This is a genomic window from Rhodococcus sp. no. 34, assembly GCF_054589475.1.
Window position 1 is genome coordinate 213,548 of the sequence record NZ_BAAILK010000024.1, and the last position, 12,304, is coordinate 225,851.

The 12,304-nt window shown below is 62.2% G+C and carries 7 protein-coding genes and 1 pseudogene; 7 read left to right on the plus strand and 1 reads right to left on the minus strand.

Annotated elements, in window-relative coordinates:
- Positions 1 to 33 precede the first annotated feature (33 nt).
- From ACYP01_RS08960 to ACYP01_RS08980, 5 genes are all read left to right on the plus strand, one after another.
- The gene (locus tag ACYP01_RS08960) at positions 34 to 1,311 is read left to right on the plus strand and encodes an MFS transporter (protein WP_085998903.1); all 1,278 of its coding nucleotides are present in this window, start codon (positions 34 to 36) and stop codon (positions 1,309 to 1,311) included.
- A 207-nt stretch (positions 1,312 to 1,518) separates the two neighbouring features.
- Complete coding sequence (locus ACYP01_RS08965) at positions 1,519 to 3,156, plus strand: AMP-binding protein (RefSeq protein WP_003941942.1); 1,638 nt, start codon at positions 1,519 to 1,521, stop codon at positions 3,154 to 3,156.
- 4 nt (positions 3,157 to 3,160) lie between these two features.
- Positions 3,161 to 4,828 (plus strand): sigma-54-dependent Fis family transcriptional regulator, encoded by a 1,668-nt coding sequence (locus ACYP01_RS08970; RefSeq protein ID WP_192712128.1) that lies wholly within the window; start codon positions 3,161 to 3,163, stop codon positions 4,826 to 4,828.
- 108 nt (positions 4,829 to 4,936) lie between these two features.
- Entirely contained in the window at positions 4,937 to 6,436 is a 1,500-nt protein-coding gene (locus ACYP01_RS08975) for an aldehyde dehydrogenase family protein (protein ID WP_019744236.1), read from the plus strand.
- Positions 6,437 to 6,483: 47 nt separating this feature from the next.
- Positions 6,484 to 7,596 carry an NDMA-dependent alcohol dehydrogenase gene (locus ACYP01_RS08980; RefSeq protein WP_003942086.1) on the plus strand — a complete coding sequence of 371 codons (1,113 nt, stop codon included), beginning with the start codon at positions 6,484 to 6,486 and terminating at the stop codon, positions 7,594 to 7,596.
- A gap of 55 nt (positions 7,597 to 7,651) precedes the next feature.
- On the opposite strand, the gene ACYP01_RS08985 is transcribed toward ACYP01_RS08980, so the two are convergent.
- Positions 7,652 to 9,100, minus strand: a complete 1,449-nt coding sequence (locus tag ACYP01_RS08985; protein ID WP_058227514.1) for a zinc-binding metallopeptidase family protein — start codon at positions 9,098 to 9,100, stop codon at positions 7,652 to 7,654.
- A 224-nt stretch (positions 9,101 to 9,324) separates the two neighbouring features.
- Between ACYP01_RS08985 and ACYP01_RS08990 the strand changes: the two genes are divergently transcribed.
- Positions 9,325 to 11,571: an MMPL family transporter gene (locus ACYP01_RS08990; protein WP_047268953.1), complete on the plus strand. Its 2,247-nt coding sequence runs from the start codon at positions 9,325 to 9,327 to the stop codon at positions 11,569 to 11,571.
- A 183-nt stretch (positions 11,572 to 11,754) separates the two neighbouring features.
- Positions 11,755 to 12,304: pseudogene (locus ACYP01_RS08995) on the plus strand (hypothetical protein); the annotation flags it as partial.

Sequence of the window (12,304 nt, forward strand, 5' to 3'; positions counted from 1 at the left end):
GGTGCGACGCAGCCCCCGCAGAACACCACCAGTGTGCGGCGCGTCGCAATCGCGAGTTGTATCGGCACGACTATCGAGTTCTACGACTTCTTCATCTACGGAACCGCTGCGGCACTTGTCTTTCCGACGGTGTTCTTCCCCGCGCTCGGTGCCACTGCGGGAACTGTCGCATCGTTTGCGACTTTCGCAGTCGCATTCATCGCCCGGCCCGTCGGCGCAATGTTGTTCGGACACTTCGGTGATCGCATCGGTCGCAAGAAGACGCTGATCTCGACGCTCCTGCTCATGGGTATCTCGACGCTCCTGATCGGCTTGCTGCCGGGTGCTGCAACCATCGGTGTCGCGGCCCCGATCATCTTGGTGCTCTTGCGATTCGGCCAAGGTTTCGCGGTCGGTGGTGAGTGGGCAGGCGCAACCTTGCTCACCGCGGAATACGCTCCACCGGGCAAACGTGGTCTGTATGCGATGTTCCCGCAGCTCGGCCCTGCAATCGCCTTCGTTCTCTCGAGCAGTACCTTCCTCATCACCGGCGCAGTTCTCGGCGACACCAACCAGGCTTTCCTCGATTACGGCTGGCGTATCCCGTTCCTGTTCTCCATCGTGTTGGTCGGCATCGGCCTCTACATGCGACTCGCTATCGAGGAGACTCCCGTCTTCAAGGCGGAGCAGGCAGAGCGCGTCGCGGAGCAGAAGAACGAAGCACCGCGCACCCTTCCGTTCCTGGATGCTTGGCGGTTCCAGACCAAGGAGATCCTGCTCTCGGCAGGCGCCCTGGCTTGCCTGTTCGCGTTCTTCTACATGGGCACGGCTTTCCTGACGAGCTACGGAACAAAGACCCTCGGCTTCTCCCGTCCGTTCGTCCTGTCTGTCGGTATCGCTTCCGCGGTTGTCTTCGGTGCGGCGATCGTCGTTTCCGCTCTGTACTCGGACCGCATCGGGCGCCGCAAGGTCATCATGATCTCGTGTGGTCTGGCCGTCGTCTGGGCGCTGGTGCTGTTCCCGCTCCTCGACACGGGATCGCCGATCGCGTTCATCATCGGAATGTTCGGCACGCTCATGATCTTCGGAATCGCCTACGGCCCCTGCGGTGCGCTGCTTCCGGAAATGTTCCAGACCCGCTACCGCTACACCGGTGCCGGCCTCGGCTACAACCTCGCCGGAGTGCTCGGTGGGGCAGTGCCGCCGCTGATCGCCGCACCGCTGGCCTCGGCCTACGGGAGCATGGCCATCGGAGTCATGCTGGCGATCCTGGGTGTGTTGAGCCTGATCTGCACCTGGGCACTCGTCGAGACCAAGGATCACGCGCTGTAACCACTGTGCGCCTTTATTAACCGCCGGCGGTTAATAAAGGCGCACAGCAGGCGGGTGGGGTGTCCGGACTCTGAACAGTTACGGCCACCCCGCACCGGGAAGTATGTCGTGCATCACACCGAATCGAGTAAATTCGTAGATGAGAGGGTCCGCTGCGGCGGCCCCTCTCATAGGTGCCTGAACAGGTAACCGGAGAGGACAGAACACATGAGTACGCCGCTGCCCAGCTATACGTCCGGAGTATGGGACGGTCCGATGCTGGGCGACACCATCGGAGACAACCTCGATCGCACGGTTGCCGCACACGGCGACCGCGATGCGTTGATCGACCACGCCAGCGGTCGACGATGGACGTACCGGGAGTTCGCCGAGCAGGTGAACGGGCTCGCTGCCGGACTACTTTCCCGTGGTGTGGGGAAGGGTGATCGGGTAGGGATCTGGGCTCCCAACTGTCCGGAATGGACGTTCACGCAATACGCGACGGCAAAGATCGGCGCGATCCTGGTCAACATCAATCCGGCGTACCGCTCGCACGAGTTGCAGTACGTGCTCGAGCAGGCCGGGATCTCGACGCTGGTGTCTGCGGCCAGCTTCAAGACCTCGGACTACGCGTCGATGATCGAGACGGTGCGGCCGCAGTGCCCGGATCTGACGTCGGTGCTCCTGCTCGGTTCACCCGAGTGGGACGCGGTGCTTGCAGACGGCTTGGCGGCGCAGGCAAGCGATCCGGCTCCGCTCGCCGCAGCCCAGGCCGCGTTGTCGGCCGACGACGCGATCAACATCCAATACACCTCGGGTACTACCGGTTTCCCGAAGGGCGCGACGCTCAGTCACCACAACATCCTCAACAACGGCTATTTCGTCGGCGAGTTGTGCCACTACAGCGAGGTCGATCGGGTGTGCATCCCGGTGCCGTTCTACCACTGTTTCGGCATGGTAATGGGCAACCTTGCGTGCACCAGTCACGGTGCTGCCATGGTCATTCCGGGTCCGGCTTTCGATCCGCGTGCTTCGCTCGAAGCCGTTCAGGCCGAAAAGTGCACGTCCCTCTACGGCGTTCCGACGATGTTCATCGCGGAGTTGGCGTTGCCGGACTTCGACAGCTTCGATCTGTCGTCCCTTCGCACCGGCATCATGGCGGGCTCGCCCTGCCCGGTCGAGGTGATGAAGCAGGTCATCGATCGCATGGGCATGTCGGAGGTGTCCATCTGCTACGGCATGACGGAGACCTCGCCGGTGTCGTTGCAGACCCGCTCGGACGATTCGATCGAGCAGCGCACCGAAACGGTCGGACGGGTAGGGCCGCATCTCGAGATCAAGATCGTCGATCCGGCAACCGGATTGACGGTGCCCCGTGGCGAGCCGGGTGAACTGTGCACGCGTGGTTACTCGGTCATGCTCGGATACTGGGAGAACCCGGAGAAGACCGCCGAGGCGATCGACGCTGCCCGGTGGATGCACACCGGAGACATCGGAGTCATGGACGAGGCCGGATACGTCGCCATCACGGGACGCATCAAGGACATGGTCATCCGCGGTGGCGAGAACGTCTATCCGCGTGAGATCGAGGAGTTCCTCTACACCCACCCCGACATTCTCGATGCGCAGGTCATCGGCGTACCCGACGCAAAGTACGGCGAGGAATTGATGGTGTGGGTCCAGATGCGCGAAGGTGCAGACGATCTCGACGCCGATTCGGTCCGCGCGTTCTGCACCGGCAAGCTCGCGCACTACAAGATTCCGCGGTACGTCCATGTCGTCGACGAGTTCCCGATGACAGTCACGGGCAAGGTCCGCAAGATCGCGATGCGAGAACAGGCGATCGAATTGATCGGTCAGGCCTGAGAGTATGTCCGCGAACCCAGGGGAGCGTGAGCCGGTACGCCCCGAGATCGCGCTCTCCTGGAAGCGTTCTCGACTCAGTGGCCTCGACCCGTCGTCGGCCATCGCCGTGGACACCGAGGAGCAGGACGGTGAGTCTCGTCTGCTCCGGGCCGCCGCACCCGTGCTCGACGAAGTTTCGCAACAGATCGCGGGCACCGGTTTCTGCGTGCTGCTTGCTGATCGCGAATGCCGCGTGGTCGCTTCGGTGTACTCCGACAGTCGCGTCGAGCGAACGATCGAGCGGTTGGGTGTCGTCAACGGTTCACGCTTCGGTGAAGAGCACGCCGGCACCAACGCGCTCGGTACGCCCCTCGAGGTCGGACGAAGCGTGGTGATCCACGGTGACGAGCATTTCCTCGACAGCCTCAAGGGTTTGAGCTGCTACGGACAGCCGATCCTGCATCCCGTCACACGTCGTGTCGAAGGCATTCTCGACATGACCGGCGTTGTCTCGCAGGCCAACCCACTGTTCGCGCCCTTCCTTGCGCGTGCTGCAGCGGACATCGAGAAACGGCTGCTCGAAGGCTCGAAAGCATCGGAGCAGCGGCTGGTCGACGCATTCCAGCGAGTTTCACATCAGCGCCACATTGCCGTCGCGGCCATCGGCGACGACATCCTGCTGAGCAACCGAACCGCTTTGGATCTGCTCGACACCGCAGACCATGTATCGCTCCGTTCCTTGATTGCCGACCTGAATCCGGACCAATCACGATTGGTGACAGTCGAATTGGCGTCCGGCGCGCTGGCGCGAGTTCAAGCCGACCGGATTTCCGGGGCTGACGGTGGTGCGCTCTTCCTGGTCGAACCACTCCAACGGGAACGGGCACCGATCCGCAGAACGCACGAGCGGGCACCGTCTCCGGGCGAACGACTGCGGCGCGACCTGATGCGGGCGCGGGCAACCTCTGCCGCCGTGGCGATCTCGGGTGAAGCGGGATCCGGCCGAACCTCGGCAGCATCGGACGTAGTCGGCAGTGTCGATGCGAGTTGGCTCGATGCCACGCGAATCGCGTTCGACGGCCGTGAGCAGTGGGTCACCGATCTCGTGCGAGCAGCCCGTAAGCGTTCGGGCGTGGTCGTGATCGAACAGGTACAACTCCTTCCTGACTCGGTGTTGCCGCTGGTCGCAGACCTGATCGACGCCAGCGCCGAGGGGCCGAAAATCGTACTGACCAGCGGAGCGGCAGTTGATCTTCCGCCGACCATCGCCGCGCTGCTCTCACGATGCGCCTCCAGGGTTGTCATCACCCCACTGCGCGAGCGACAGGCTGAGATCGCCGAGTTGGCACAAGCCATGTTGGAGGGGATCTCGCCAGAACTGAGGTTGACCGCCAGCGCTGCCGAAGCACTCGCGGCGGCCAACTGGCCGGGCAACCTGGCCGAATTGCGCGTCGTGTTGAATCGCGCCTCGGATGAACGCTCGAGCAATCGCATCGACGTCGCTGATCTGCCCGAGGACTATCGCACCACGACCAAGGTGTCTCGGTTGGCAGGGCGGGAGAAAGCCGAGCGCCAGGCGATCATCGGAGCGTTGAAAGACTGCGGCGGCAACAAGGTTCACGCGTCGGCGCAACTCGGAATCAGCCGAAGCACTCTCTACACACGGATGCGGGCGCTCGACATCACTGTGTAGTTTGCTGTCCGACTTCAGTTGTACAAAGTTCGGACAGTTAGCACCCCTGGAAGCGCGGAAGTATGGCGTGCATCACATTCGCACCTCACTACTTCAGGGGAGTTTCCGATGACGGCAGTAGCCGAACACACCATCAGTTCCGCGGTACAGGGTTTCCTGAACGGACCGAAGAAGCTCTACATCGGCGGCGAATTCGTCGACGCCGCTTCGGGTCAGACCTTCGCGACGTACAACCCGGCTGACGGACAGAAGCTCGCAGACGTGGCACACGGTCAGGCCGAAGACATCGACCGCGCGGTACGTGCCGCTCGAACGGCTTTCGAGGACGGCCCCTGGTCACGTATGAAGGCAAACGAGCGCGAGCGGATGATCTGGCGCGTCGGCGACATTCTCAGTGCTCGTGCCGAGGAATTCGGTCAGCTCGAAGCTCTCGACAACGGCAAGTCCGTTGCCATCGCCACCGCCGTCGACGTAGCTTGGGCCGCAGACGTTTTCCGCTACTACGCGGGTTGGGCCACCAAGATCGAAGGCAGCACCGTCAACGTGTCGATGCCCTTCTCTCCGGGCGGCGAGTTCCACGCCTACACCCTGCGTGAGGCGATCGGCGTCTGCGGACTGATCGTGCCGTGGAACTTCCCGCTGCTGATGTCGTCGTGGAAGCTCGCCCCCGCTCTCGCAGCCGGAAACACGGTGATCCTCAAGCCTGCCGAGCAGACCCCGCTCACCGCACTGCTTCTCGCGGAGGTCTTCGAAGAAGCCGGCTTCCCGCCCGGTGTCGTCAACATCGTTCCCGGCTTCGGCGATGCAGGTGCTGCACTGTCCGGCCACGACGACGTGGACAAGGTCGCGTTCACCGGTTCCACCGAGGTGGGTAAGAAGATCGTCGACGCCGCCAAGGGCAATCTGAAGAAGGTTACGCTCGAGCTCGGTGGCAAGAGCCCCAATATCGTGTTCGCCGACGCCGATTTCGATTCCGCGGTGGAGGGTTCGCTCAACGCGTGGCTGTTCAACCACGGACAGTGCTGCGTTGCGGGTACTCGGCTGTACGTCGAGGACACCATCTTCGAGAAGTTCACCGAGGCCGTCGCGCACGCAGCGAGCCAGGTCAAGATCGGACCCGGCCTCGATCCCACCACCCAGCTCGGACCGCTGGTCTCGCAGGAGCAGTTCGACAAGGTGACCGGCTACCTGCGTGAGGGAATCGCCGACGGCGCACGTGCACTGACGGGCGGCAACCGCTGGGGCGATCAGGGCTACTTCGTCGAGCCGACCGTCTTCGTTGACGTCAAGCCCGAATTCTCCATCGTTCAGGAGGAGATCTTCGGACCCGTCGTGGCGGCGCTGCCGTTCAACGCGGACGACGGACCGATCACTGCCGCAAACGATTCCATCTACGGCTTGGCCGCCGGCATCTGGACCCGGGACATTTCCAAGGCTCACCGCACGGCGAAGCGCTTGAAGGCCGGTTCGGTGTGGATCAACCAGTACAACGGCTTCGACACTGCAATGCCCTTCGGTGGATACAAGCAGTCCGGCTGGGGCCGCGAGCTCGGCGCTTCGGCTATCGATCTCTACACCCAGACCAAGGCCGTCAACATCGCTCTCTGACCGACCCCATCGCTCATTCTCTCGTCCGACAATCAAGGAGATCACCAGTGAAGACCAAAGCTGCTGTACTGCTCGAGCCCGGAAAGCCTTTCGAGATCATGGAACTCGACCTCGACGGCCCGGGTGTGGGTGAGGTACTGATCAAGTACACCGCTGCCGGACTGTGCCATTCGGATCTGCACCTGACCGACGGTGATCTCCCGCCGCGTTACCCGATCGTCGGCGGACACGAAGGCTCGGGCATCATCGAAGAGGTCGGCCCAGGCGTCACGAAGGTCAAGCCGGGCGACCATGTCGTGTGTAGCTTCATCCCCAACTGCGGCACCTGTCGCTACTGCTCGACCGGTCGCCAGAACCTCTGCGACATGGGTGCCACCATCCTCGAAGGCTCGATGCCCGACGGTTCCTTCCGTTTCCACGGCAACGGAATGGATTTCGGCGGAATGTGCATGTTGGGAACGTTCTCCGAGCGCGCCACCATTTCTCAGCACTCGGTAGTCAAGATCGACGACTGGCTTCCCTTGGAGACAGCGGTGGTCGTCGGCTGCGGCGTGCCTTCGGGTTGGGGAACGGCAGTAAATGCCGGTAACCTTCGGGCCGGTGACACCGCTGTGATCTACGGCATCGGTGGTCTCGGCATCAACGCCGTCCAGGGCGCCGTTTCGGCCGGCTGCAAGTACGTCGTTGTGGTCGATCCGGTTGCTCTCAAGCGTGAGACCGCACTGAAGTTCGGTGCAACCCATGCCTTTGCAGACGCCGAGAGCGCTGCTGCCAAGGTCAACGAGCTGACGTGGGGACAGGGTGCCGACGCTGCGCTCATCCTTGTCGGCACCGTCGACGAGGACGTGGTCAGTGCAGCGACGGCAGTGATCGGCAAGGGTGGCACCGTGGTGATCACGGGACTCGCCGACCCCGCCAAGCTGACCGTTCACGTGTCGGGTACCGACCTGACGCTGAATCAGAAGACGATCAAGGGCACGTTGTTCGGGTCCATGAATCCGCAGTACGACATCGTGCGACTGCTGCGTCTCTACGATGCCGGTCAGCTCAAGCTCGACGAACTGATCACCAACACCTACAGCCTCGAAGACGTCAACAAGGGCTACCAGGATCTACGTGACGGCAAGAACATCCGTGGCGTGATCATTCACGACAAGTAACCCCAAGTGCTGTGCGCCTTTGTTAACCGCCCGCGGTTAATAAAGGCGCACAGCACTATTTCTTGGCTTTCGACAAAATCTGCATCAACTGAAGTAGCGCCGAGAACTTCGCGAACACCGAGCGCGAGACCACCGGACCGAAAGCCGCGGTGTCGGTTGCGTCGAAGGCGTCGAGCAGATCCCGAAAGCTTTCGATCTGCTTGATCATCGCGTCCAGGTCGACGTGCGTGACGGCGTCGGCTTCGCGCAGAGCGAGCAGGTACTGCGGCGCCGTCACCAAGGCGACCGCCGGGATCTTCCGCTCGAACAGTGGTTCGCCCTCACCGAAATGAATGACCGGTCCTGGCGCCACGATTCGGCGATCGCCCGCTCCAATGTCGCGCCACAGCGGTGCAACGATGTCGTGCACTTCCCGACTCGTCGCGTAGAGCAGTTCCGGTTCCGGAGTGGTCTCCAAGGCATAGCCGCCGGTCGAGTTGTCCTCGGTATCACCCAGTGCGCCGAGGTGCTCGATGGCGATCCCCGCTACGGCGCGCGCCTGACCGGCTTCGCCCTTCCACATCTCGGGGTGCGCTTCGAGCCAGGTGGACGTTGCCTGTCCGTGCTTGGACACCGCTGGAATACGAAGGTGGCCAGTCGTCAGGACAAAAACGTACGACCGTCGATGCGGCTGCGCCACGGCGTGCCGCGCCAACGCCAACATTCCCAGATGGCCGTTCTCCTCGACACCGTTGGTTCCGTCGCTGTGAGTGATGAGCAGAATCGTCTCTTCGGGTGAGGTTCCGGGGGACACCGCCCACACCGTGTCGGTCCGGGTGTCCGGATGCAGAGTCGCATCCAGTACCAGAGTCGCCAGCTGACCGGAGCGAGCTGCAGCGACAACCTTCGCGCCCTCGTCGCCGGCCACCCAGACGGCGGGGATGTCGTGATATGGCTGCGTGAACGGAAGATATTGTCCCAGTGCGTTGTCCGGAGCGATGTCACGCCACACCGCGATCACGCCGAGGACACCGGCCTTGCGGGCCTTGTCGAGCTTCGGGCCCAGAAGTGTTGCGGAGAGAACCGGATTTCGAAGTGTCTCGTCGGTGGCGATCGGGCCCCACTCGCTGACCAGTAGCTTGCGGGGGAGATCGATGTGCGGGACCTCGATCACTGCGATCGCGCCCTTGGCCGCCGACCACTTGGGGCGTCGCGCGCTGACGTAGACCAGGGGAGCGGAGATTCCCTGTGGCCCGGTCAATCCGGAGTAGGGGAATGCGGACGAAACTCTGATCGGTCCCGTCGGCAATTCGATGCGAAGTCCGTCAGGTGTCGCCGGCAGATCCCAGCGTTCGAAAGTGTGTGAATCACGCCGGACGTCGAGGCCCAGTTCGGTCAGTTCGTTCGCGACTTCTTCCACCACCTCGTGGTGTGCAGGAGAGCCCGTCAATCGTGGGCCCAGCGCGTCGAGTCGCTGTTGGCCGGCAAGGAGGAGATCGCGATCGACGGCCTGGCCGTGATTCATGGGATTGCCTTTCGTACTACGCGACGTCTGCTCTGGTGAGGCGCCTGCCCGTGTCGTGTCCACGGTACCGAGCGGTCTGAAAAGGAGACGGAGAGCGCGCCGGATATGCCGTTTTCGCAGATATACCAGGTGCCAACGAGCCGGTCGGTCCGTACCGTATGACCTTGGCACCGAAAGACTCCGTGTTCTTCGGACAGACCAGTCCACGGCGAGAGAGGCCTACGTTGGCTACGTATCTTTACAGGTTGGGGAAGTTCGCTTTCCGCCACAAGTATCTTGTGGTGGCCGCGTGGATTATCGTGATCGCGGTGGTGGGGGGCGCTATCAGCGCCACAAATCCGACGTTCTCCAAAGAATTCAACCTTCCGGGCACCGATTCACAGCGTGCGACCGAGTTGATGAACGAGAACTTTGCAGCTGCAGCGGAGCAGCAAACTCAGGCGTCGACCAGTATTCTCATCGCGGCAGACGACGGGCTTGCCGCGCACAGCGATCAGATCGATCAGTTGATCGCGCAGGCGAAGACGTTGCCGGACATCGTCGATCCCGAGAAGATCGTCAATCCGGTCACTCTCGCGGAGGCCAATCCAGCGGTGGCGTCGGCCGTTCTCGGCGACAACGGCAAGGTCGGGCTGATCCAGCTCAATCAGTCGATTCGCATCGAGGATCAGACGCAGGCCAACAAGACCGCGTTCCTCGACTTGATGGCAAAGTTCCGCACCGGCGGCTTGCAAGTCGAAGGAACCGGCTCGATGATGCAGGTGCAGGCCGCGGGCGGTCTGTCGGAGATGCTCGGCTTCGCGGTGGCGTTCATCGTGATGATCGTGGCGTTCGGTGCACTCATCGCGGCGTTCATCCCGTTGTTCACTGCAATTCTGGGAATTGCGCTGGCCACTCTGACTGTCACCCTCGGCTCGGGCTTCTTCGACATCAACGAAGGCGTCACGGGAATCGTCACGATGATCGGCATCGCAGTCTCGATCGACTACGCGTTGTTCATCGTGTCGCGCTACCGCAGTGAGCTCAACCTGGGCGGAACCAGGGAAGCCGCCGCCGGACGCGCAGTAGGTACTGCCGGTTCGTCTGTCGTATTCGCAGGCCTGACAGTGGTGGTTGCGCTGGCGGCCCTGGCGGTGGTCGGGGTTCCGATGATCACGCAGATGGGAATCTCGGCAGCGGTTGCCGTGATCATCGCTGTGCTCGGCGCAATCACATTGATCCCAGCGGTTCTGGGTATCTTCGGCCGATTCGCGTTCTCGCCTCGTATCCCCGGGCTGCGCCACGGTGACGAGCCCGAGACGATGGAATCCAACGGACATCGCTGGGCCAAGATAGTCACCAAGTACCCGTGGCCGATCGCGGGTGCTGCGCTGGTGCTTCTGGTGATCGCGGCTATTCCGATGACGAAGCTCGAACTCGGACTCTCGTTCACTCAGGACGAAGAGCGGCCGGCACTTGCCCTGCTGCAACGTGGGTTCGGTGAAGGCGTCAATGGCGAATTGTTCGTCGTGCTCGACGCGCCTGACGGCACCGACATCACCGCGATTGCCGAAGGCACTGTCGCGCACATCAAGGGCCTCGACAACGTCGCAACTCCGGATCAGTTGATGTGGGTCGGAAACGGACCGGACGCAGCAAACCCGATGGCGGGCGCCAACTCTGCGCTGATCGCGGTCACCCCGCAGATGTCACCGAGCGGCCCCGAAACCCACGAGCTGATGAATCAGATCCGGGATTACGGATCGACGGTGAAATCGGAAGGCGCAGAACTCGGTGTAGCGGGGCAAACCGCGATCGTTGCCGACATGTCGTCGAAGCTCAGTTCCGCGCTCATCCCGTATCTCATCGTGGTTGTGGGGCTGGCGTTCATCATCATGATGGTCGTCTTCCGCTCGATCCTGGTGCCGCTGACCGCAACTCTCGGATTCCTGTTTTCCGTCTGTGCGACCTTCGGCGCCACGGTGGCCATCTTCCAGGAGGGCGACTTCGGGCTGATCGAGCACACACAACCCATCATCTCGTTCCTGCCGATCTTCATGATCGGTGTGGTCTTCGGGTTGGCGATGGACTATCAAGTGTTCCTCGTGACGCGAATGCGCGAGGAATACGTGCACGGATTGTCGGCCAAGGACGCCATCATCTCCGGCTACACCCATGGTGCTCGCGTGGTCGCGTCGGCGGCCATCATCATGATCTCCGTGTTCGGCGCATTCATGCTGTCCTCGGAGACGACAAGCAAGATGATGGGCTTCGGCCTCGCGGCGGCAGTCTTCTTCGACGCCTTCATCATCCGCATGATCGTGATACCTGCGGTCATGTCGATTCTCGGTGATTCAGCGTGGAAGTTGCCGGCGTGGCTCGACAAGATCCTGCCGAACGTCGACATCGAGGGTGAAGCGATTCGACGGATTCCGATCGAGCAGGATCCGGATTCCGATCCAGACCCGAATCAGGTGCCTGTGAGGGTGTAAGCACTCAGGCAGTCAGAACGGGGTGCCGGTTGCACAGCAACTGGCACCCCGTTCTTCTGTGTTCATACGGAGCCCGCGCGATAGGAAACCATCCGGTTGGTAACAGAAATTGCTGTGATCGCGACAGGAATTCCAGAGGCGACGCGCATCGGGGGCGAGCCGTGACGGTGACTGCGAGGGTACGTGTCGAAGGAGCAAACCGATTCGAAGCGGGCGGAGAAGTGGACCTTCGCGCTGACGGTCGTCTCCCTGATCGCCGGTGGGACAGTGGTTGCCGGGCTGGTGGATCGGTGGAGCAGTTCGCCGTCCGATGACATCTCGGTAGCTGCGTCATCTTCGATCACCATGACATCCACACCGGACGAGATTCCGGCGGAAGACGTGCCTGAATTCTCGTACGTCACGCCGAGCGCGGTGTACCCGACCACGATTCCGGGTTGTGAGAAGGTCGAAGCGCCGGAGGAGGATTCGTTCTTCTCCTATATTCTCGACGGATCTGATACGTACGACGATCCACGCTTTCCGTGGTTCTCGAGTGCCAAGGCCGCCGCGATGTCGGAAGCGGTCAAGCAGGCGCTCCCGAAAGATGTCGAGCTGAAGTTCGCCAGCCCGGGTAATTCGCTGCAGTTCGGGCCGATCTCTGCACCTTCGAACACAGATGGGCTGCCCGAGGGTTTCTCGCTCGAGGAGTTGGCGTCCACCACTGCGTCCGGGACGCTGATTCGGGACGGGA